This is a genomic window from Caballeronia glathei (assembly GCF_000698595.1).
GTDB classification, from domain to species: Bacteria; Pseudomonadota; Gammaproteobacteria; order Burkholderiales; family Burkholderiaceae; genus Caballeronia; species Caballeronia glathei.
Window position 1 is genome coordinate 1 of sequence record NZ_JFHC01000085.1, and the last position, 21,419, is coordinate 21,419.

Consider the following 21,419-nt stretch of genomic DNA (forward strand, 5'->3'; position numbering starts at 1 on the left):
CAAGTGGTTCGCGGCCAAACCGGCCACGGTGCGCCTGAAGGTGCGTCCGCTGAAAAAGCTGAAGGACGCCGCGCTTTAAATCGGGCACGGACCGTAAAAACGCCCCTCACTGCAGCAGTGGAGGGGCGTTTTGCTTTCAAATGCGATGCGGAGCGTGTCCTGTCATCGCCCCGCTACACCGCAGTCTGAGCGGCGCCATTCTCGGGCTTGGCCATCGTCTCGGGCACAACAGAGGCTACAGGTAGGGTGAGCGCTTTCTTCACAGCAGAGGTTTTGCGGCTTACCACGTTGCTTTTCGCGACTTTCTTAAATGGTGGCTTTGCGGTCTTATTGCCAGCAACGCGTTTTGTCGACGAAACCGTGGTCTTCCTGGCCACCTTCTTTACGGAAGTCTTCGATCCGGTCGCTACGTTCTTCGCTGCGCTGACCTTCTTGGCGACAGCCTTCTTGGCGGCACCTTTCTTCGCAACGGCATTGCTTGGCGCCGAACTTGCGGCGACGTCGCCGATCAGAAACTTCGTGCGGTCGCGGACATTGGCGATCCAGGCCGGCGGACGAGCGTGACCGCTCCATGTCGCGCCGGTCTTGGGATCAAGATACTTCGCAGGCAGAGCGCCCTTTCTCCGTCCCGTGCCTGCAACGGTTCCCGCCGCGGCCGACGTTTTCTTAGGCTCGGCCTTTGCCTTGCTCACGCCGTTCGCGCCAGCTTCGGCACCAGCGCCATCGATCAGGAATTTCGTACGATCCCGGACCTTGGCGATCCAGGCCGGCGGACGAGCATGTCCACTCCACGTCGCGCCGGTCTTGGGATCGCGATATTTCGGCGGCAACTTGCCCTTCGCCGCTTTCGCTTTGGTTACTGCCTTGCCCCCGCCGCCTTTCTCGGACGCTGCGCCTGACGGACGACCAGCGCGTTTTTTCGTAGCGGAATGCGCGTCGATATCTGCGGTCGTCAGTCCGTGCTGGTCCATCAGCTTCCGGATTTTAGCGACGACCGTCTTCGCATTGTTCGCCATCAAGGCCTCGGCCTGAGCCTGGAGTCGTTTCATTTTGTCTTGGATTTGTTCGAGGGTGGCCATAGAGCTCTCCTTTAGGATGCCGTGCCTGCACTATGCCATCATTCCTGTCTTTAACGAAGGGCGATACCCTCTAGCGGGGCGATTATCTATCGATTAACGCTAAAAGCGTGCATTGCATCGCTCGTTTTGAACTCGTGCAGCACATGCACGGCTCTTGTTTTACAGCGAAATCGCTGATTACTTCACAATGGCCGTTGCCCCGGCTCCGAAGTCCGTCAAGCGACCATTCGACCGGTGAAATCGCACTAGCGGTGAGACACGACCGCCACTGGAAATCTTGAGGTATGGGAGAGCTGGTCACGATCAAGCAGTTCTTATGCTTTCGCTTCGGCGCCTGCGACTGGACGGCTACAAGGGCCGTTTAGTCTGGAACTGACTTTGGCGAAGACCTGCCTGACGTTCGCCAGTTCGTGGATCGATCCTGTCATTTGGCCGCCTGATGACTACCCGGTTGACCGGTCACGATCATGCGTGGAATGTCCGCACGTGAGGTAAGCACGCGCTTGAACAAGCGCCTGGCCGCGGCCTTTAGCGCTTGCCCCAGGCTTGGCGGAAGGAACGAGAACGGCGCATACAAATAGAACGCAGAGGCCGCGCCAGGCTTCCATCTGATCGCGCACTTTCCCCTTGGACTCGATACCGAGGGAATGAACAGCGATGGCAGCCAGCATATAGAAGGCGAAAGCCGAGACTCGACCCGACGATCGCCGCCACCTTGAGCCATGCCCCGCCGAGCCCGCAGGCGCGCGATGATCGAGCCGAAGCGGAGGCGCTGGCTACGTCGGATTCCAGCAGCTTGCGTTGCTTTGTCATGAGCGACTGCCGCTCTTTGATCGATAAGCCGAGTCGTCACGCGAGGTGCACGTGTTTCGCTTCTGCCCGACCCGCAAGTCGTCGATCAAGCATCAAGACGGTCGTACCCGTTCGCTTTTGGCAGATAATTCCCTTCATGTGACTCTCTCATGCAGAGGCGAACATGGACGACGAGGACCTCAGACCGGAAGGAAAGCGGGAACGCGCCCAATCTACTGACGAGGCGCCAGTTGCAGTAAAAAAAGGCATGTTCAAGGCGCGGCGGCCTCCTTCCGACAGCGCTTCAGATCGGAATGCCTCGACGCTGGAAAGCAGTGCGCCCCCGGTGGCCAGTAACGAGGCCCAACCTTCGTCGGAATCAGCCGCAGCGGACTCCGGCGACATCACGGCTGCGCAGGGAACACTTAATCCCACCGCTGCGGGCTTCGCTGCCGAGAATTCGCCGCCCATGGCAAACGAAATGCCGTCCGGTGAACTGCCTCCCGACATCGGCAGCGCCGTTTCTGGCTCCCCCCAGAGCCAGCTCGATTCAGGGCAAGCCTCCCCAAACTCTGCAACGACGACATCAGACCCAGCTTCGCCCACTAGGGAGGGCCGAACACCGGCGTCGCCGTTCCCCGCCCCGGCGAACTCGTCCCAGTCGGAAGATTCGGCGAGCGGCTCGGTGTCGCAGGAGCCTTCGCGACCACCGCCCCCGTCGCCGCGTGGCGCCTCGGGCACTTCCGCACGACTGGCCGAAGACGGGCCGTCCAGGGAGGACCTGCTCGGCTTTGCCGACTACGCGCGTGCAATCGCAAGCTTTCTGACGCACCCGGATTCCACACCGCCGCTGACGATAAGCGTTCAAGCACCCTGGGGTGGCGGAAAGACCTCGCTCATGCTGATGATCGAGAAAGAGCTCGACCCCGGCAAGACATTGGCTCGGGGCGTCATCAAGGAGATGCGCGAGCCTGCAGCGCAGCCGTCCCGGCAAACATCCCCTGGCGGTTTAATGGAACGGCTCGAACAAGCCTGGCGCGCCGCTCTCGCGTGGCCAGTGCCCGCGAGCAAGACAGGGAAGTCTGCTGACCCGAATCACGGCCTGACGGTGGCGGAAGTCGAAGCCGAGTTGACCGGCAAGCTCGCAAACCACGACGACCCCGGGCTTCCTCCAATTCCGAAGCACACGCCCGGAACGAATCATCGCGTGACGGTATGGTTCAACGCATGAAAGTACGAAAGTACCAACCAGGTCTGGGCAGGCCTCGTCGATGCGATTCTCCAGCAAGTGCCCGAGCGGCTGACGCGCAAGGAGCAGGAGCGATTCTGGTTTCGGCTGAATGTCAGCAGGGTGGGAGGTGCCCGCGTCCGGCAGCGCCTGCACGAGCATCTCTTCGAACTGATGTTTCGGACGTCCCTGGGTCTCGGGCGCGCGGCCGTAGCGGCCGCGACAGTCGCCGTACTTTGCGGCGTGCTGTATTTATTCCCGTCGGTGGACAGCCCCTTACGCTCGCTATTCGGGTGGGCGATACCAACGTCAGCCGTGGCTGCGTTCGCGGCCGTCAAAGCGCTTGCGGCAAAGATGAAATTCGACGACGCGCCCGTTTCCGAAGTCGTCAAGAATCTTGTCGAGGCACCGAAGTACGAGCAGGAGCTCGGATTCGTGCATCAGGTTGAAAAGGACCTGAAGCGTGTGTTCGAAAGTCTGCCCCATGACGAAGGGCTCGTGATCTTCATCGACGACCTCGACCGCTGCTCGCCCTCGAAGGTGGCGTCCGTTCTGGAAGCGGTCAATCTGTTTCTCGCCGGCGGATTCTCGAACTGTTGCTTCGTCGTCGGGATGGACACCGAAATGGTCGCGGCCGCGCTGCAGTCGGCGCACAAGGAGTTGGCAGCAAACCTTCCCGCGGACGTTCGCATCCCTATCGGCTGGCGATTCATGGACAAGTTTGTCCAGTTGCCGTTTGTGATTCCGCCCTTGGACGCGTTGCGCTATAAGGCTTTCATGATGCAGCTTCTCGGCAACACGGAGAGCAAGACCCCAGGCGCCGACGGCGCGGCCGGGTCCTCTGCGGAACCCGGGATCGAAGATTTCAACCAGGAAGCTGCGCGGCTAGGGGCCTTGCGAAGTGACACGCCCGAGTTCGTCAATCTCACCGTCGAAGCAGCATCCATTTTCGGCGGCAACCCTCGCGAGCTGAAGCGCTTCATCAATCTCTTGCGGTTCAACTATTTCCTGTGGTTTTCGAGAGACAGGCGGGGGCTTGCGGTTCCTCCCAAACGGGCACTGGGACTTTGGACGGCCCTGTCAGTCAAGTGGCCGGAACACGCCAGGTGGTTACGCAGAATCGAACATCGGCGATTGTCCGACGAGACGTTGAAAGCCATGTTCGAAGGACCCGAACCCACGGGCGGCGGCTCGCAGGCCGCCCCGGTTCGTGGCAGGCTTCCCGATACCGGCGAGACAAACCACCTGGCCGTTCTCGAGTCGGTGGCGGGCACGTGCGCAGAGGCAAGGGACCGGGATCGCTGGCAGACGAAGCTGGTGGAGTTGTACGGGTTGGAAAAGACCACGCCGTGGCTCGCGGATGACGCCCTCTTGGACTTCTACGTTCAATCCGGTGCGAAGCTGGCGCAGGAAGGCAGACTATCCGAGCACGTGGGCACCGGGTTTTGGTAGGCCGGGCTTGCCCGGCCCGCGCAGTAGTGCCCTTGCTGGCTTATCTGAGCCAACGGCCGGCGCGGTAGCGGCGACGATGGGAACGCCAGCCGTACGCAGCGATGTGCTGTTTGTATCCGCGGCGACAGCCTCCCCTTCGCCAGATGCGATCCATGTCCTCACTTGGGCTTGACGTATTTCGCGAGTTCCGGGAAAGCACCAGCGGCCAGTTCGTCCAACAGCGGCTTCACCGTGTCCAGTGTGATGACCTGCTGGCCGGCAACCCTCGCGAGGCGCTCGCCTGTGCCTAACCGCACCCTCTGCGCCAGCAACTCGCCCGTGACGCTGTCCGTTCCCTCGACTTCGATCACGATGAACGCCCGCTCCGGCATACCCGTCGCGGTCCTCAAGGCCATGCTGGCCACGAACGCGAGCGGCACATACTGGTAGGGCTTGAGGCCCTCGCCCTGCGACGCGATACCGGTAAACGCGCCGCGAATCCGCAACACGCCGGGCCCCGCACGATCGACCACCCTGAATCGCTCGCTGAGTGAACGCTTAAGCGTGTCGTTGGAATAGGCGAGGATTTGTTGCAACGTTTCGGCGCTCACCTGCTCGTTCGGCCTCGGCTCGGGATAGAAGACGAGCGGATCGAGCAGCACCGCATTGTAGTTGGCGGGCGTGAGCTTCGGACTCACCCAGGCACGAATGGTCCTGCCCTCGGCGTTCTTCGTCTCCGCCAGACTGGAGTAGTCCCTGAGGAAACCCGAGCTCTCCGGGACATTGTTCGAAGACGCACACGCACCGAGGATCATTGCGAGGATGATGACGCTCACCTTGTCTGCGATGGATTGCTTCATGACTTGTTTCCTCCTCGCCGTCAGAAGGCGGCCCTATGCGGAGTCCCGTCGTCGCCACGCCGCCCCCGTAACGCTGACGGGTGCAACGCGTACTGCAGCGCAGCGGGAAAGCGCAGCTTTTGAATTCTTCTTGTCGGCGCACCGCCATGCTAGTTTTATAGTCGTAGCCGTCAATTAATACAACGAGACCCTTTCTAGCGTTTGACCTCGAACAGAAAAGCATTCACCCGGATGAGTTAATCGCATACCGTCGATGCACTCAACGCACAAAGATCAAAACGATAGCCGGGAATGAACAGCATCTCGGTCGCTCATCTCGCTCGCAGGTGATCGTCGGCGCGTAGCGGCGGCGAGCCCGGAAACACCGCGTTCACGCGAGGCATAGAATTGCGGAGCGACCGTCCGGTACCAGGGTGCGGAGCCGACGTTCGGCTGACGTTCGAGTGTGCGCGCCGGCACGGACCGACAAGTGACCTGTGGCCGCGTCCGAAGTCCAACGTACGATGAGGAGACATCATGCGAATCGGTGTGCCCAAGGAGATCAAGAATCACGAGTACCGCGTGGGGCTGACGCCTGCGAGTGTGAGGGAACTGGCGTCGCGCGGTCATGAGGTCGTCTTGCAGACGGCGGCAGGAGCGGAAATCGGGCTGAGCGACGACGCGTACACGGCCGCTGGCGCACGGATCGTCGACACTGCCGCGGATGTTTTCGCCTTCGCCGACATGATCGTGAAGGTCAAGGAGCCGCAGCCAGCCGAATGCGCCATGCTGCGGCCCGGCCAGATACTCTATGCGTACCTGCATCTGGCTCCCGATCCGGTCCAGACGCAGGCTCTGATCGCGTCCAGAGCGGTGTGCATCGCATACGAAACGATTACGGCCGTGGGCGGCGGTCTGCCGCTGCTCGCGCCCATGAGCGAAGTCGCGGGCCGCATGTCGATTCAGGCGGGCGCCGCGCATCTCGAGAAATCCAAAGGCGGCATGGCGCTGCTGCTCGGCGGCGTACCGGGTGTCGCGCCGGGGCATGTCGTCATTATCGGTGCGGGCGTAGTCGGGACCAACGCAATGCAAGTCGCAGCGGGCATGGGCGCGCGCGTGACGATCATCGACAAGAACCTCGAACGGCTGCGCGCGCTGGACCTGATCTACGGCAACCGGATCTGCACGCTGTTCTCCAACGCGCAGGCGATCGAGGATTCGGTGCTCGCCGCCGATCTCGTCATCGGTGGCGTGCTCATACCGGGTGCGGCGGCACCGAAGCTCGTCACGCGCGAGATGATCTCGCGCATGAAACCCGGCGCCGTCGTGGTCGATGTCGCGATCGACCAGGGCGGCTGCTTCGCGACGTCCCATCCCACGACGCACACCGATCCGACGTTCATCGTGGACGGCGTGGTGCACTACTGCGTGGCCAACATGCCCGGAGCGGTCGCCAGGACTTCGACTTTCGCGCTCAACAACGCGACCATCGGTCCCGCCATCGCGATCGCGGACAAAGGCTGGCGACGCGCGCTCGCCGACGATCCGCACCTGCGCGCAGGCCTCAACGTCTGCGATGGCCGCGTCACCTACCGCGCCGTCGCGCGCGAGCTCGGTTACGACTATGTGTCAGCCGACGAGGTGCTTTCCTGACGGGCGGCTGAACGCCTCGGCGTATCAGGCGGCGCGCGCAGCGTCGCGTCGAGGCGACTCGATGCTGAGTGACCACGTAGTAGCAAGGGCACGGCTGGCGTCCGCCGGCTTGCTCAGGATGGCGCTCTGGTAGCGCTTTCCGGGCATGCGAGCGAGCGCTGCGATACGGAAACCCTGGCCTCGATAGAACGCGATCAGATGCGCCGCGGGTCGAGGCGTGTCGAGCGCCAGTTCCGCGTAGCCACGTGTGGCTGCCCAGTGTTCGGCGAAGGCCAGCATCAACTTCCCGATTCCTTTGCCCTGATACGCGGGATCGACAGCGAACTGGCGGATGCTGGCAATCCCATCGCTGCGATAAAGCTCGCAGGGCGAATACCAGTCACGCGCGTACAAGGTCATCGTGCCGACAATCCTGCCATTGCACACGGCGATGTAGCAGGTGCCCCGCAGCGCTCGCACGCGGGTAACCGCTGCCGACTGGTCCACACACGTGCAATTGAGCCCCATCGACCCCAGCCGCTCAAACGACCGGTGCAGCATGTCGGTCAAGTCGTCGAACGAGTCGGACGCGGGATCGAAGCGCCGAAGCTCGACATGACAATGATCGCGATCACCATAAGAAGCCCGGCTACGGTTTGCCGCCGCATCAGCTTGCTGAACGATGGGAAGCGACCGGGACTTGTGCTGAATCACAGGAGACATTTTTCGTGCCGACCCTCGTGGACGAAGCAAGGCGTGCGACGACGAGGGGAGCATTGTGTCGAGGCGGACATCGAGTTAGCGGAGCATCGTCACAGGCGTCGACGAGAGCCGCCAGAGCTTCGCCAGGATCCACCAGCGAGTCAGGAAACCCAGCTGGCTCGCGTCCACGATTACGGCATCGGACTGCCCGGCCGCCGCGCGTGCCGCGATCGTCTCCGCTACCGGGCCGAATGCGCGTGTCCAGTGATAGGGGACACCCGCGTCGTCGAGGATCGCGCGGGTCTGCTTCAGCGCGCTCAACATCGCGTGCGTCTGTTTCCGCCGCAATACGCTGCGGAAATGGAACGCGGTCGTCCGGCGCTGGTCCGGCGACTCGAGCACCTCGACCAGTTCAACCTCGGCCACGCAGCGCTCGGCAAACAGAAACGCTGCGTGACGTGCGGCCTGGAGAGCGCCTTCATGATGAACAACCGGAATCAGCAAACGTAACATGGCACTGCCCTTCATATCGTTCTTGCACGCTTTCATTTGAGCAAATGAGGCGTCAAGTCGCCGATAAAGATGGGATGCAATGCATAAAAATTCCGTCAACACGGCTGCGAAGCGGCAACCCCCGAGGATCTGGTCGGGTGACGTAAACGTCGTATCAATGCGGTTCCCCGTCCTGATGGCCATTTACTAAAGCTTTACCCGGTGAGGCTCACGCGAGACGTGCTTTCGCCCCTCCAGCGGCCGAAAATGAGTTCCCCCGAAACGAGTGTGGAATAGGGTGACGCTGGTTGGCTGGAAACGCGCCCTATCGAGGAACGAGTGCGGCGAGAAGGATCATCGCGAGGCACGTCCGCAGAAGACAGCTTCTTGTGACATCGCTCGCAGGGAGCGCCGTCGCCGCAACGATCATCGTGCCTGGATTGCCCAATCTCGGCATCGCGGTCTACATCTCCTCGACGTTGCCGTTCGCACTGTTCCCCTGAGCGCCGGCATTCCGTCGCCGGGAAGGCTGAAATCTCGCTTCCGCCGCATCGTCCGGTATCGGCGTTCGCTACCGGTGCGACGCCGCAACGCGTCCTTCGAACCTCCTGCTGCGTGCCTGCCAGTCCATCACCGCCCGCGGTCTTCGTCGCAACATTCCGGGGAGGCAATTGGCGCCCTCGCCGATCTGCGGCTATCCTAGGCATCCGTGCCTACCTTGAAATCCAGCGTCCCGCATACGGCTGCCGCACCCATGCGAGCCGAAAGGCGGCCGGTCAAGGTCCCAGGCACTCAAGCAAAGTCCAAATGACCGGGATAGGAGACAACGTGGACATCTTCATGTCGATGGAGGCGTTCGTGCGTGCAGCCGAAGCACAGAGCTTCGCAAGCGCGGCGCGGCAGCTCGGCGTCGCGAAATCGGTAGTCACGTCACGGGTGAAGCAGCTCGAAGAGCACTTCGGCGTGGCGCTCTTTCATCGCTCCACCCGTGCCGTGCGCCTTTCCGAAGTCGGCGAGACCTACTATCGCGACTGCGTGGAGTTGGTGAACAAGGTGCACGATCTGTCCGGCCGCAGCAGTGCCGAGATTCAGTCGCTCTCCGGCACGCTCAACGTTCATGTCCTGCCGGGCTTCGCGCTCGGCCATTTTTCCGAGGCGCTGATCGCGTTTCGCGAGGCGCATCCGCGCATCGAGTTTGTCGTGACCGTCAACGATCGCGTGATCGATCCGGTTCAGGAGGGGCTGGATCTCGCGCTGCAGATCTATCCGCCCGCATCGAACCTGCTCGTCGAGCGCAGGCTTTTTCCGGTGCGCGGTGTGATGTGCGCGTCGCCCTCCTACCTCAAGGAAGAGCCCGTCATCGAAACGCCGCTCGATCTCGTGCGCCACGATTTCGCACGCTATTCGCACTACCCGTGGGGCGACAAGTGGCCGCTCATGAAGGGCAACGAGTGCTACGAGATCGCGCTCAATCCGGTGCTTAAAACGAACAGCGTGCATCTGCTGCTGGAATTCGCGCGCGCCGGTGCGGGCGTGGCCTATTTGCCGACCATGGTCGCCGCCGCCGACCTGCTCGAGCAGCGGCTCGTGCGCGTGCTGCCGGAGTACGCCGCGCCGCCGCTGTGGCTCTCGGCGGTCTATCCCGCCTCGCATCGCTCGACGACCAAGGTGAAAGCCTTCGTCGATTTCCTGCGTGAACGCTATCTGCGCGAGCCGCAATGGGACAAGGCGCTCGGCATCGCGCCCTCGGATGACGAGGCCCGCAACGTCGACGACGAGCTCGGCGACACCTGACAACGAGGGGAAGGTACTGCATCAGTAGTTTCCCTAACCCCGAAACCGAGCACGCATGGTTCGCGAAACGCGACCCTCGATCCATTGCCTTGCCGTACGCGCGGCCCTAATCTTCGTTCCAAGGCAGCACCGTTCACGAAGGTCAACAGAGCAGTGGAGACAGACATGCAAGAGACTTATCTCGGCAGCCTCGGCAGCTATCGCAAGGGCTCGATCGAAATCATCAAGGGAAAACCCGGACACTACGCAATGTCGAATGTGTTCGAGGTCGCGAATCACGCCGCGCCGTACGCGAAGATCGTCGTCGGCAAAAACCTCAAATATGTGATCGAGACGCTGCGCGCGGAAGGTACGTCGCCGTGGTTCACCGCCTCGCACGATGAATTTGCGGTCGCGCTCGACGGTGAGATCGACGTGCATTTCATCAAGCCGTCCGATGGTCCGCTCGTCGGCGAGCAAACGGAAGGGACCGTGCGTCTCGACGGCGAGCCTTCGGGCCAGTCGATGGGCTTCGTGCGTTTGCGCCGCGGTCATCAGGCGCTTCTGCCGGCGGGCGCCGCATATCGCTTCGAAGCGCGGAAGACGGGTGTGCTGCTGGTGCAGACAATCCTCGGGCCGGAGTCGGTCGAGAAGTGGGCCGATATCTGCATCCAGTAATCGACACGCACACTCACGTCCCAACCCTTCCCCGGAGCACATCATGGATCAATCAACCTTTCTTCAGAACGTTGTCGCCACCGACCCCGACAAGTTCACCGGCTATCGCACATTCAGGCTCGGCGACTTCGAGTTCAGCCGCGACGCATACTTCGTCACGGTGAAGTGGCCGTCGAACGGACAAACCCGCTCTCACCAGATGCACGCCGATGACTTCCTTCGCGCGATGATGCGCGACGTCGCGTGGGGCTTCTTCTACGGCTGGGTCAACTTCGATGAAGTGATCGGCACGCGCAATCACTACGGCAAGGTGGACATGTATGCAGGCGCGTATAACGCAAGCTTCAAGGAAGCGGGTGTGGATTACACGCAGCAGTTCGAGACGCCGGTCATCATGGCGACCTTCAAGGCAATTCTGAAGGACTGGGTCAACGAGGGATTCGATCCCTTTGCGGCACCGGAGGAAACCGGCTCCGCGTTCGGCGCCAAGCACGGCGACAACATCGCCGCCATCGACCGCACGCGAATCGCAACGAAGCGCATGCCGGGGCTCGAAGGCGACTCGCCGCTGCGCGACGATCTTCCCGTCAACCGTCAGTTCGCGGACATCGAACAGGACGAGCCAGAGATTCACGCCGCCCCCGGTTTCGAAGGTCAATTGCACGCGTTCAGTCTTTTCAAGTACCTGTCGCGCTCGGACGTCACGTGGAATCCGTCGGTGACGTCGGTGTGCAAGCAAAGCCTTTTCTGCCCGACGACCGAAGAGTTCGTGCTGCCGGTGTTTCATGGCAACGATCGCGTCGAATGGTTCCTGCAGCTCTCCGACCAGATCATCTGGGACGTCGCCGACAAGGACACCGGAGAGCCGCGTGCGCGCATCACGATGAACGCCGGCGACATCGCCGCGATGCCCGCCGACATTCGGCACAAGGGCTATTCGCAGAAGCGTTCCATGCTGCTCGTCTGGGAGAACGCGACGCCCGACCTGCCGAGGCGCTACGAAAGCGGCGAACTCGCGCCGTATCCGGTGCCGCTCTAAGCCCTTCCCCGCCCCGCATCGAAACGACGACGCCGTGAGCCGGCGTCGCGGGGATCGCATCGTCTCTAGCATTCTTCAGGCAGGATCAACATGCAAACGCAACTCTTCATCAACGGCCGCTTCGTTCCCGCCCTGAGCGGCGAGACGCTCGCAAGCATCAACCCGCACGACAACACGGAGATCGCTCAGGTATCGATGGCCGGGCGCGCCGATATCGATCGCGCAGTCGATGCCGCCAAGGCGGCGTTTCCGAAATGGAGCAACATGGCCGCAGCGGATCGCGGGCGCCTCCTGCTCAAACTCGCCGACGCGATCGAAGCAAACGCAGATGAACTCGCGCGCCTGGAATCGCTCGACACGGGCCATCCGATCCGCGACACGCGCAACCTCGACGTGCCGCGTACGGCCGCCACGTTCCGCTACTTCGGCGGCATGGCAGACAAGATCGAAGGCTCGGTGATTCCGGTCGAAGCCGGCTTTCTGAACTACATGACGCGCGAGCCTCTTGGCGTCGTCGGGCAGGTGGTGCCGTGGAATTTCCCGCTGATGTTCACGAGCTGGAAGATGGCGCCCGCGCTTGCCGCCGGCAATTGCGTCGTGATGAAGCCCGCCGAACTCACGCCGCTCTCGAGTCTCGCCATTGCCGAACTGATGGCCGAGGTCGGCTTTCCGCCGGGCGTCGTCAACGTCGTGCCGGGACTCGGATACGTGGCGGGTCAATACATCGCGGAGCACCCGGAGATCAGCAAGGTTGCGTTCACCGGATCGACGGCGGTGGGCCGCAAGATCGTGCAGGCATCGAGCGGCAACCTGAAGAAGGTCCAGCTCGAACTCGGCGGCAAGGGTGCGAACGTCGTGTTCTCCGATGCGAATCTCGATGCGGTCGTGCAGGGGTCCGCGTTCGGCATCTTCCACAACCAGGGGCAGGCATGCATCGCGGCATCGCGGCTGATCGTGCATGAATCCGTCGCCGATGAACTGCTCGAACGTTTCACCTCGCTTGCCCGCTCCATCAAAATCGGGGACCCGCTGGACCCTTCGACGGAGATGGGGCCGCTGACCTCGCAGATGCATCGCGACCGGGTATTGTCGTATGTCGATGTCGCGCGCGAGCAGGGAGGATGCGTGCTGTCGGGCGGTAAGGCGCCGCACGGCGCGGCGCTCGCGAAGGGCTTCTATGTCGAGCCGACGATCGTCTCGGCGAAGCCCACCGATCGCGTGGCTCAGGAGGAAGTGTTCGGCCCGTTCGTCACGGTGAGCACGTTCGGCAGCGACGAAGAGGGACTCGCAATCGCAAATGGAACCGAGTACGGCCTCGGAGCGGGACTGTGGACGCGCGATCTTCAGCGTGCTCACCTGTTCGCCCGCCAGTTGCGCAGCGGCATGGTGTGGATCAACTGCTACAAGCGGGTCAGTCCCGGCTCGCCGTTCGGCGGCGTGGGCGCAAGCGGCTACGGTCGCGAGATGGGTTTCGAAGTGATGCACGAATACACACAGCCGAAGTCGGTCTGGGTGAACGTCGACGCCGACATTCCGCCTTACTATCCGCGCTGAAGCCATGAAGCCGTTCATCTACCAGGGCATGCCGTCGCGCGTGGTGTTCGGCGCGGGCAGCATCGAACATCTAGAGCGCGAGATCGATCTGCTGGGCGCCAGGCGCGCCATCGTGCTCTCCACACCGCAACAGCGCGAACAGGCCGAAGCCCTTGCCGAACGGCTCGGCCAGCGCGTTGCAGGCGTGTTCGCAAAGGCGGTGATGCACGTGCCGGTCAAGACTGCACGCGAAGCACGCGAATATGCGCAGCGGCTCGGCGCCGATTGTGCTGTGGCGATCGGCGGCGGCTCGACAACGGGTCTTGGCAAAGCGATTGCACTGACGTCGTCGTTGCCGATTCTTGCCGTGCCGACCACGTACGCCGGCTCCGAAATGACGCCGATTTATGGTTTGACGGAAGCCGGACTGAAGAAGACCGGCCGCGACCTGCGCGTGCTGCCGAAGACCGTGATCTACGATCCGGCCCTGACGCTCTCGCTCCCCGCGTCGCTCTCGGTCACGAGCGGCATCAACGCGATTGCACACGCAGCCGAAGGGCTCTATGCGCAGGACGCGAATCCGGTTATCAGCCTGATGGCGGAGGAAGGCATTCGCGCGCTCGCACAAGGCATAGGCAAGGTAGCGGAACAACCCGATGACCTCGACGCGCGCGGCGACTGCCTCTATGGCGCGTGGCTGTGCGGCGCGGTGCTCGGCAGTGTCGGCATGGCGTTGCACCACAAGCTGTGTCACACGCTCGGCGGCACGTTCAACCTGCCGCACGCCGAGACGCACACGATCGTTCTGCCGCACGCGCTCGCCTACAACCGCGATGCGGCACCGCAGGCGATGAAGCGCATCGCACGCGCGCTCGGCACGACGGATGCCGCGCAAGGCGCATTCGAACTTGCCCGCAGCAACGGCGTACCCACCGCGCTGAAGGACATCGGCTTCAAGGAAACCGACATCGACATTGCGCTCGACATCGCGTTGGAGAACCCGTACTGGAACCCGCGCCCCGTCGAACGCGCGCCTTTGCGGGCATTGCTCGAAGCAGCGTACGAAGGACGCGCCCCGGGCTGAGCACATTCGACGCACGGCACCGGCAACGCCGGCGCAAAACCATAAATAGACTGAAGGAGACAACCATGGACGACCGCTCCATCGACGGCGCTCGCCGTCAATTCGTGAAGATGGCGGCGAGCGCCGCGCTCGTCGGCACCTCGCCGATGCTTGCGCGGATCGCGAACGCCGCGGGTCCGCGTACGCTGAAGATCGGCTACGTGTCCCCGCAAACGGGACCGCTCGCGCCCTTCGGAGAAGCCGACCGATTCACGATCCAGCAGATGCAGACGGCATTGAAGAGCGGCATCGCGATCGGCGGCAAGCTGTATCCGGTATCGGTCATCGTGAAAGACAGCCAGTCGAATCCGAACCGCGCGGGCGAAGTGGCGAACGACCTGATCCTGAAGGACAAGGTCGACATCATGCTCGTCTCCGGCACGCCCGAAACCGCGAACCCTGTCAGCGACGCGTGCGAGGTGAACGAGATGCCCTGCGTGTCGACGGTGGTTCCCTGGCAGCCGTGGTTCTTCGGCCGCAAGGGCGATCCGAAGAAGGGCTTCAACTACACCTATCACTTCTTCTGGGGCCTCGAAGACGTGATCACCGTCTACACCGGCATGTGGCAATCGGTGCAGACCAACAAGGCGGTCGGCGGTCTCTTCCCGAACGACGGCGACGGTAACGCGTGGGGCGACGGCAAGCTCGGCTTCCCACCCGTGCTCGCGCAAAAAGGCTTCACGCTGAAAGACCCGGGCCGCTTCCAGTCCATGACGCAGGACTTCTCCGCGCAGATCGCCGCGTTCAAGCAAGGCGGCTCGCAGATCGTGACGGGCGTCGTCATTCCGCCCGATGCAAAGAACTTCCTTGTTCAGGCGCGCCAGCAAGGCTTCAGGCCGAAGGTCATCTCGATCGGTAAGGCACTGCTCTTTCCGACGTCGATCGAAGCGCTCGGCGACCTCGGTGACGGCCTCTCGACCGAAGTATGGTGGTCTCCGTCGCATCCGTTCAAATCGTCGGTCACGGGGCAATCCGCGCGGCAGCTTGCCGACGCCTACGAAAAGACCACGTCGAAGCAGTGGACGCAGCCCATCGGCTTCGCACACGCCCTCTTCGAGATTGCCGTGGATGCGTTCAAGCGCACGAAGGACGTCGACTCCAGCGAAGCGATTCGCGATGCGGTGGCATCGACGAAGCTCGACACCGTTGTCGGCCATGTGGCGTGGGGCAGCGGTCCGGTGAAGAACGTTGCGAAGACGCCGCTCGTCGGCGGCCAATGGGTGAAGGCGCAAGCCGGCGCGGCGCATCGCTTCGACCTCGCGATCGTGAACAATCAACTCGCTCCCGGCGTGCCGCTCTCCGGTCCGCTGAAGCTGATCGGATAACCGGGGAGACACCGCGATGAGCAGCGTTCTGGCATTGGCGAATGTGTCGAAGAGTTATGGCGCAATAAAAGTCACCGACGACATCAGCTTCGAGATCGAGCGAGGCGAGACCTACGGCATTCTCGGGCCCAACGGCGCAGGCAAGACCACGCTTTTCAACCTCGTAAGCGGCGACGTACGTCCTGACGCCGGCGTGATCCGCTTCGAAGGCAACGATATCGCCGCGCTCGCCCCGCATCGGCGCTGTGTCGCGGGGATCGGGCGCTCGTATCAGGTGCCGCGTCCGTTCGGCGGCATGACGGTGTTCGAAAACCTGCTGGTCGGCGCGACGTTCGGAGGCGCGCTTGCCGAACACGCGGCATATGAAGTCTGCATCGACGTACTGGAGCGCACCGGTCTCGAGCGCCGCGCGAACCAGCTTGCAAGCACGCTCACGCTGCTCGACCGCAAGCGCCTGGAACTTGCGCGCGCACTTGCGACACGTCCCACGCTACTGCTTCTGGACGAGATCGCAGGCGGCCTCACCGAGCCGGAAACGCACGAACTGGTCGATGAGATCAGGCGTGTAAAGGAGCACGGGGTGACGATCGTATGGATCGAGCACGTCGTGCACGCGCTGCTTGCCGTTGCCGACCGGCTCCTCGTCATTCACTTCGGCAGGCGCCTGGCGGAAGGTTCGCCCGCCGCGGTGATGGAGGATCCGGAAGTCAGGCGCGTCTATCTCGGTCTGGAGGCTTGAGCATGTCCGCAATACTCGAAACACGCGCACTCAGCGCGTTCTATGGCGACTTTCAGGCGCTGTTCGGCATCGACGTGACCGTGAACAGGGGCGAAGTGATCGCGCTGATCGGGTCGAACGGCGCGGGCAAGTCGACCTTTCTCAAGACGCTCTCGGGCTTGCTGCGCACCCGCCCGGAGCAGGTTCTCTACAAGGGCGAAGCGATTGGCGGCATGCCGGCCGCGGGCATCGTCGAGAAAGGCATCGCGCTCGTGCCCGAAGGGCGCAGGCTCTTCGCGAGCCTTACCGTGGAAGAGAACCTGTTGCTTGGCGGCTACTGCGCGCGGCCCGGCCGCTGGAATCTGCAGACCGTCTACGAACTCTTCCCGGTGCTGCGGGAACGCCGACGCCATCCGGCGACAGCGCTCTCGGGCGGCCAGCAGCAAATGGTCGCCCTCGGCCGCGCGCTGATGAGCAACCCGGACCTCGTCATGTGCGACGAGCTTTCCCTCGGCCTCGCGCCCGTGATCGTGCGCGAGATCTACGCAGCGCTGCCTTCGATCGTCGACGGCGGCATGAGCGCGATCGTCGTCGAGCAGGACGTGCAACTGGCGCGCAAGGTCTCGTCGCGCTTCTACTGCTTTCAGGAGGGACGCGTTTCACTCTCGGGCGCGTCGGCCGACGTCTCCGACGAAGCCATCACGCAAGCCTATTTCGGAGTGACGTCATGAGTTCGATCGTCAATATCGTGTTGCAGGGCGTCCTGCTCGGTGCGCTGTATGCGCTGTTCGCGATGGGCCAGTCGCTCGTGTTCGGCGTCATGCGTCTGACCAATACCGCGCATGGCGACTTCATCGTGCTGCTCGTATTCGTGCTCTTCGCACTGACGAACTGGCTGCACGTCCCGTTGTGGGCCGCGGTGCCGCTATTGGTCGTGATCGCCTTCGGCGCGGGTTATGCCGTGCAGTTCGCCGTGCTCAATCGCGTGAGCGGACGTGATCCATTGCCATCGCTCGTCGTCACATTCGGGCTCTCGATCGTCATCCAGAACCTGCTGCAGGAGGTGTTCTCGGCAGACCCGCGCTCGCTCGCAACAGGCGGATTCGAATCGATGAGCTTCCCGTTGCCTGGCGGTATCGCGCTCGGGCTTCTGCCGCTGCTCACGCTCGCTGTCACGATCGTTGCGACGCTCGCGCTGCAGTGGATTTTTGCCCGCACGCCCCTTGGCCGCGCCTTTCGGGCGACATCCGACGATCGCGAGATCGTGCAGTTGATGGGCGTCTCGCCCCGGCGCACCTTCGCGCTCGCGATGAGCATCGCGTTCGTGCTCATTGCAATTGCCGCGACCCTTTATGGCATGCGCACCGCAGTCTCTCCCTCCGATGGCCCCGCGTTGCTGCTGTATGCGTTCGAGGCCGTGATCATCGGCGGCATGGGTTCGTTCTGCGGCACGTTCGCGGGCGGCCTTGCGCTTGGCATCGCGCAGCAGATCGGCTTCTATCTCGACCCCGGCTGGGGAATCTGGCTCGGACACGTGCTGTTTCTGGCCGTGCTGACGGTGCGGCCGCAAGGCTTCTTCCCCAAGACCGCTTGACGCTTCAACGAGGTGACTGACATGAACATGCGCGAACGAGGCTTCGAAGTCCGGCGTGCGACCCGCGCGAGCAGAGTGGCCGTGCTCCTCCTGCTGATCGCGGCCGTCATCGTGGCGAGCCTGCCCTACTGGGCCGGCCGCGACACTTTGCGCGATTTCACGCAGATCGCGGCCTACCTCGTCTTTGCCCTGATGTGGAACCTGCTTGCGGGCTACGGCGGGATGGTGTCGATCGGGCAGCAGGCGTATTTCGGCATCGGCGGCTACGCGATGCTGATACTCGCCAACTACGGCGGCCTCTCCCCTTTCATCGCCGTGCCGATCGCCGCCGTGATTGCGGCTGTAATCGCTGTCCCCGTCTCACGCATTGCGTTCCGGCTGGAAGGCGGCTACTTCGCAATCGGCACGTGGGTGATCGCGGAGGTCTTCAGGCTCTCGGTGGCGAACGTATCGTGGCTTGGCGGCGGATCGGGCACGAGTCTCACCGCGTTTCAGGGCGTTCCGCGTTCGTTGCGCGAATCGCTCACGCTGTGGACCGCGCTCGTGATCGTCGCCGCAGCCATCGGCCTGCTCTACCTGTTCCTGCGCTCGAAACGCGGTCTCGCCCTCACCGCCATGCGCGACAACGCGGTTGCCGCGAACAGTCAGGGGGTCGACGTGGAACGCACGCGACTCCTGGTCTATCTGGTCTCGGCGGCGGGCACGGCGCTCGCGGGCGGTCTCTACTTCGTCGGCAACCTGCGCATCTCGCCCGAAGCGGCGTTCTCCGTCAACTGGACCGCGTTCGCGATCTTCATCGTCATGATCGGCGGCCTCGGCACGCTCGAAGGTCCGATCATCGGCACGCTGATATTCTTTCTGTTGAACAAGTTCCTGTCGGACTTCGGAACCTGGTATCTGGTCGGATTGGGTGCGCTTGCCATCGTCGTCACGATGTTCTTCCCGCAAGGCATCTGGGGATATGTGTCACGGCGCTTCGGCTGGCAGCTTTTCCCGGTTGCGAGGCATGTCGTGTTTCTCGACAGGGCGCCATCATCGACGCGCGGCGAGGTGATCGACACGATTCAATCGGCGCATTCAGCACCTTCCGCACCGCACCCCTGAGACACCAGACCATGAAAGTCATCACCAGCGACAACCTCACTGAAACCGTGCTCGATTCGTTCAGCCGTTGCACGGATCCCCGGACGAAGGAAATCATCATCTCGCTCGTGCGTCACCTGCATGACTTCGCACGTGAAGTTGCGTTGACGCACGAAGAGTGGCGGCACGGCATCGAATTTCTGACCGCCACTGGAAAGAGATGCGACGGTATCCGGCAGGAGTTCATCCTGCTGTCAGACACGCTCGGCTTGTCGAGCGTGCTCGATGCGATCAACCAGCGCCACGAAGGAGAGTCGACACAGAGCAGTCTGCTCGGACCTTTCTATCGCGACGGCGTCAAGGAAGTGGAGTTCGGCGCCGACATCGCCAGGACCGAAGGCGAACCTGCAGTCTTCCACGGGCGGGTTCTGGATGGGGATGGAAAGCCTGTCCCCGGCGCGTTGATCGAGGTCTGGCAAACGGCGGCCAACGGCATGTACGAAGGACAAGACCCCGACCAGCCCGAAGGCAACCTGCGGGGGCGGTTCAAATCGAATGCCGCGGGCGAATATGCGTTCCGCTCGCTCAAGCCCACGAGCTACCCGATTCCGACAGACGGGCCCGTCGGGCGGATGCTGGTCGCGACGGGCCGCCATCCGATGCGGCCCGCCCATGTCCACTTCCGGATCCAGGCGCAGGGATACGAGACGATCACGACTGCGCTGTTTTCATCCGGCGATCCCTATGTCGGCTCCGATGCCGTGTTCGGGGTCAAGTCGTCGCTCGTGGTCGACTATGTGCCGCAAGAGGGCAAGGAACCGTATTTCGACGTTGAACGCGACTTCGTGTTGCTCGCAAAGGAGCAGACATGAACGGCTCCGCCCGGGACGGGGCAGGTGTCGCGCCCCTTTGCGCGCTCGATGACGTACCCGATGGCGGCGGTCTCGAGGCAGCGGCGACGATCCTCGTACTGCGCCGCGGCGATGACGCATGGGCGTACCGCAACGTGTGCCCGCACTTCTCGATTCCGTTGAACTACGAGCCGGACACGTTCTGGGCATACGGAGGGGAACTCGTGATGTGCGCGCATCACAGTGCGATGTTCCGTTTCGATGATGGCGTTTGCGTCGATGGACCTTGCCTGGGCGCACGCCTCACACCGGTTCCGATCCGCATAGAGAACAGAAGGATACTTATCGACGATGGTGGAGACACGCATGACTAAGGCAAGGAATGTGCGCATCAGGTTGACATGCTGCGCGCTGGCGGCCCTGCCAGCGGCGGGCGCACATGCTCAGAGCAGCGTCACGCTGCAGGGAGTGATCGACGGCGGCGTCACCTACGTCAACAACCAGCATGGCGGATCGGCCACGCTGTTCGACAGCGGCATCCTTTCGCCGAACCTGTTGACGTTCAAGGGAACGGAGGATCTGGGCGGCGGCAACAAGGCGGTATTCGCCCTGACATCGCAGTTCGACCTCGGCAACGGTTCGACGATTCCCGGGGCAGGCCAGATTTTCAATCGAACCGCATATGTCGGTTTGTCGAACGATCGCTACGGCACGCTCACGTTCGGCAACCAGTACGACTTCATGTTCGAGACGCTGACCCTCGGCCTTTACGACGGAGCGCTGCTGTTCGGCGGTCTCTACGACTTCCGGCAAGGTCCGTTCAGCGCACTCGGCGTGCCGAACAACCCGACCGGCGCCTTCGACTTCGACCGCATGGCGGGCGCGACGCGCGTGTCGAACGCCGTCAAGTACCAGAGCCCCGATCTGTCAGGGTTCAGTTTTGGTGCCTTGTATGGATTCGGGGGCGTGCCAGGATCCTTCTCGGCGAATTCGTCGATGAGCTTCGGTGCGAACTACGCGAACGGTCCTTTCGGGATCGGCGCCGCCTATGTGGAAGTCAAGTATCCGGAACTCAATGATGGTCACGACGGAATCCGCAACTTCGGCTTTGGCGCTCACTACCAGTTCGGCAGCGTACTCGGCATGCTTCTGTACACCAACACCAAGAACACGGCAAGCGGCGCGAAGATCGACGTGTACAAGGCGGGCGGACTTTGGACGATATCCGGCCCCTGGTCGGCTGGCCTTGACTACCAGTATATGAAGGGTAACGAGACCCTGCTGAACAACAAGGCGCATCAGGTTACTTCGGCCTTGCAGTACCACTTCTCGAAAGCCACCCTGGCGTATGTCGAGGCGATCTACCAGCGCGCAAGCGGCGACGGAGCGACGACGCGCGCCTGGATCAACGGGTTGCTTCAACCGGACGGAGCCGCAAGCAATCGTTCGCAGACGCTCGCGCGAATCGGCTTGCAGACGAAGTTCTAAACGCAGTGCGGTCTGCAAG

At 62.7% G+C, this 21,419-nt stretch carries 20 protein-coding genes and 1 pseudogene; 17 read left to right on the forward strand and 4 right to left on the reverse strand.

Annotated features, from left to right (window positions below; translation table 11 throughout):
* Nucleotides 1-79, forward strand: a pseudogene (locus BG61_RS42370) (HU family DNA-binding protein); the annotation flags it as partial.
* A 94-nt stretch (nt 80-173) separates the two neighbouring features.
* Here the strand turns inward: BG61_RS42370 and BG61_RS33055 are convergent.
* Nucleotides 174-1,079 carry an H-NS family nucleoid-associated regulatory protein gene (locus BG61_RS33055; protein WP_063741152.1) on the reverse strand — a complete coding sequence of 302 codons (906 nt, stop codon included), beginning with the start codon at nt 1,077-1,079 and terminating at the stop codon, nt 174-176.
* 976 nt (nt 1,080-2,055) lie between these two features.
* Here BG61_RS33055 and BG61_RS42375 point away from each other — a divergent pair.
* Nucleotides 2,056-3,102, forward strand: a complete 1,047-nt coding sequence (locus BG61_RS42375) for a P-loop NTPase fold protein (RefSeq protein WP_129572005.1) — start codon at nt 2,056-2,058, stop codon at nt 3,100-3,102.
* Between the two features lie 57 nt (nt 3,103-3,159).
* Entirely contained in the window at nt 3,160-4,551 is a 1,392-nt protein-coding gene (locus BG61_RS33065) for a P-loop NTPase fold protein (RefSeq protein ID WP_035924203.1), read from the forward strand.
* A 158-nt stretch (nt 4,552-4,709) separates the two neighbouring features.
* On the opposite strand, the gene BG61_RS33070 is transcribed toward BG61_RS33065, so the two are convergent.
* On the reverse strand, nt 4,710-5,390 hold the full coding sequence (locus BG61_RS33070; RefSeq protein WP_035924205.1) for a DUF3313 domain-containing protein: 681 nt from the start codon (nt 5,388-5,390) through the stop codon (nt 4,710-4,712).
* 516 nt (nt 5,391-5,906) lie between these two features.
* Here BG61_RS33070 and ald point away from each other — a divergent pair.
* Nucleotides 5,907-7,022 (forward strand): alanine dehydrogenase, encoded by a 1,116-nt coding sequence (gene ald / locus BG61_RS33075; protein ID WP_035924207.1) that lies wholly within the window; start codon nt 5,907-5,909, stop codon nt 7,020-7,022.
* 24 nt (nt 7,023-7,046) lie between these two features.
* On the opposite strand, the gene BG61_RS33080 is transcribed toward ald, so the two are convergent.
* Nucleotides 7,047-7,571 (reverse strand): GNAT family N-acetyltransferase, encoded by a 525-nt coding sequence (locus BG61_RS33080; RefSeq protein WP_241486498.1) that lies wholly within the window; start codon nt 7,569-7,571, stop codon nt 7,047-7,049.
* Between the two features lie 228 nt (nt 7,572-7,799).
* Nucleotides 7,800-8,399, reverse strand: coding sequence for a universal stress protein (locus BG61_RS33085; protein WP_306434139.1), 600 nt, complete (start codon nt 8,397-8,399; stop codon nt 7,800-7,802).
* A 624-nt stretch (nt 8,400-9,023) separates the two neighbouring features.
* On the opposite strand from BG61_RS33085, the gene BG61_RS33090 reads away from it, so the two are divergent.
* From BG61_RS33090 to BG61_RS33150, 13 genes are all read left to right on the forward strand, one after another.
* Entirely contained in the window at nt 9,024-9,989 is a 966-nt protein-coding gene (locus tag BG61_RS33090; RefSeq protein ID WP_035924209.1) for a LysR family transcriptional regulator, read from the forward strand.
* A 165-nt stretch (nt 9,990-10,154) separates the two neighbouring features.
* Nucleotides 10,155-10,646 carry a cupin domain-containing protein gene (locus BG61_RS33095; protein ID WP_035924211.1) on the forward strand — a complete coding sequence of 164 codons (492 nt, stop codon included), beginning with the start codon at nt 10,155-10,157 and terminating at the stop codon, nt 10,644-10,646.
* Between the two features lie 43 nt (nt 10,647-10,689).
* Nucleotides 10,690-11,685, forward strand: coding sequence for a hypothetical protein (locus BG61_RS33100; protein WP_035924213.1), 996 nt, complete (start codon nt 10,690-10,692; stop codon nt 11,683-11,685).
* A 90-nt stretch (nt 11,686-11,775) separates the two neighbouring features.
* The gene (locus BG61_RS33105; RefSeq protein ID WP_035924215.1) at nt 11,776-13,239 is read left to right on the forward strand and encodes an aldehyde dehydrogenase family protein; all 1,464 of its coding nucleotides are present in this window, start codon (nt 11,776-11,778) and stop codon (nt 13,237-13,239) included.
* A 4-nt stretch (nt 13,240-13,243) separates the two neighbouring features.
* Entirely contained in the window at nt 13,244-14,302 is a 1,059-nt protein-coding gene (locus BG61_RS33110) for a maleylacetate reductase (RefSeq protein WP_035924216.1), read from the forward strand.
* A 65-nt stretch (nt 14,303-14,367) separates the two neighbouring features.
* Nucleotides 14,368-15,666, forward strand: coding sequence for an ABC transporter substrate-binding protein (locus BG61_RS33115; RefSeq protein ID WP_035924219.1), 1,299 nt, complete (start codon nt 14,368-14,370; stop codon nt 15,664-15,666).
* A gap of 16 nt (nt 15,667-15,682) precedes the next feature.
* On the forward strand, nt 15,683-16,405 hold the full coding sequence (locus BG61_RS33120; RefSeq protein ID WP_035924222.1) for an ABC transporter ATP-binding protein: 723 nt from the start codon (nt 15,683-15,685) through the stop codon (nt 16,403-16,405).
* A gap of 2 nt (nt 16,406-16,407) precedes the next feature.
* On the forward strand, nt 16,408-17,115 hold the full coding sequence (locus tag BG61_RS33125) for an ABC transporter ATP-binding protein (protein ID WP_035924223.1): 708 nt from the start codon (nt 16,408-16,410) through the stop codon (nt 17,113-17,115).
* Nucleotides 17,112-17,978 carry a branched-chain amino acid ABC transporter permease gene (locus BG61_RS33130; protein ID WP_035924225.1) on the forward strand — a complete coding sequence of 289 codons (867 nt, stop codon included), beginning with the start codon at nt 17,112-17,114 and terminating at the stop codon, nt 17,976-17,978. The genes BG61_RS33125 and BG61_RS33130 overlap by 4 nt, the downstream gene beginning before the upstream one ends.
* Before the next feature lie 21 nt (nt 17,979-17,999).
* Entirely contained in the window at nt 18,000-19,082 is a 1,083-nt protein-coding gene (locus BG61_RS33135; protein ID WP_051672954.1) for a branched-chain amino acid ABC transporter permease, read from the forward strand.
* Between the two features lie 11 nt (nt 19,083-19,093).
* Nucleotides 19,094-19,933, forward strand: a complete 840-nt coding sequence (locus BG61_RS33140) for an intradiol ring-cleavage dioxygenase (RefSeq protein WP_035924227.1) — start codon at nt 19,094-19,096, stop codon at nt 19,931-19,933.
* Nucleotides 19,930-20,286, forward strand: a complete 357-nt coding sequence (locus BG61_RS33145; RefSeq protein ID WP_035924231.1) for a Rieske (2Fe-2S) protein — start codon at nt 19,930-19,932, stop codon at nt 20,284-20,286. The genes BG61_RS33140 and BG61_RS33145 overlap by 4 nt, the downstream gene beginning before the upstream one ends.
* Nucleotides 20,279-21,400, forward strand: coding sequence for a porin (locus BG61_RS33150; RefSeq protein ID WP_051672955.1), 1,122 nt, complete (start codon nt 20,279-20,281; stop codon nt 21,398-21,400). The genes BG61_RS33145 and BG61_RS33150 overlap by 8 nt, the downstream gene beginning before the upstream one ends.
* Nucleotides 21,401-21,419: the final 19 nt, after the last annotated feature.

Coding starts and splice junctions, on each gene's coding strand:
- BG61_RS33105 (WP_035924215.1), top strand. CDS start 11,776: ATGCAAACGCAACTCTTCATCAACGGCCGCTTCGTTCCCGCCCTGAGC.
- BG61_RS33095 (WP_035924211.1), top strand. CDS start 10,155: ATGCAAGAGACTTATCTCGGCAGCCTCGGCAGCTATCGCAAGGGCTCG.
- BG61_RS33140 (WP_035924227.1), top strand. CDS start 19,094: ATGAAAGTCATCACCAGCGACAACCTCACTGAAACCGTGCTCGATTCG.
- BG61_RS33110 (WP_035924216.1), top strand. CDS start 13,244: ATGAAGCCGTTCATCTACCAGGGCATGCCGTCGCGCGTGGTGTTCGGC.
- BG61_RS33070 (WP_035924205.1), bottom strand. CDS start 5,390: ATGAAGCAATCCATCGCAGACAAGGTGAGCGTCATCATCCTCGCAATG.
- BG61_RS33150 (WP_051672955.1), top strand. CDS start 20,279: ATGACTAAGGCAAGGAATGTGCGCATCAGGTTGACATGCTGCGCGCTG.
- BG61_RS33100 (WP_035924213.1), top strand. CDS start 10,690: ATGGATCAATCAACCTTTCTTCAGAACGTTGTCGCCACCGACCCCGAC.
- BG61_RS33130 (WP_035924225.1), top strand. CDS start 17,112: ATGAGTTCGATCGTCAATATCGTGTTGCAGGGCGTCCTGCTCGGTGCG.
- BG61_RS33135 (WP_051672954.1), top strand. CDS start 18,000: ATGAACATGCGCGAACGAGGCTTCGAAGTCCGGCGTGCGACCCGCGCG.
- BG61_RS42375 (WP_129572005.1), top strand. CDS start 2,056: ATGGACGACGAGGACCTCAGACCGGAAGGAAAGCGGGAACGCGCCCAA.
- BG61_RS33120 (WP_035924222.1), top strand. CDS start 15,683: ATGAGCAGCGTTCTGGCATTGGCGAATGTGTCGAAGAGTTATGGCGCA.
- BG61_RS33115 (WP_035924219.1), top strand. CDS start 14,368: ATGGACGACCGCTCCATCGACGGCGCTCGCCGTCAATTCGTGAAGATG.
- ald (WP_035924207.1), top strand. CDS start 5,907: ATGCGAATCGGTGTGCCCAAGGAGATCAAGAATCACGAGTACCGCGTG.
- BG61_RS33055 (WP_063741152.1), bottom strand. CDS start 1,079: ATGGCCACCCTCGAACAAATCCAAGACAAAATGAAACGACTCCAGGCT.
- BG61_RS33085 (WP_306434139.1), bottom strand. CDS start 8,399: ATGGCCATCAGGACGGGGAACCGCATTGATACGACGTTTACGTCACCC.
- BG61_RS33145 (WP_035924231.1), top strand. CDS start 19,930: ATGAACGGCTCCGCCCGGGACGGGGCAGGTGTCGCGCCCCTTTGCGCG.
- BG61_RS33125 (WP_035924223.1), top strand. CDS start 16,408: ATGTCCGCAATACTCGAAACACGCGCACTCAGCGCGTTCTATGGCGAC.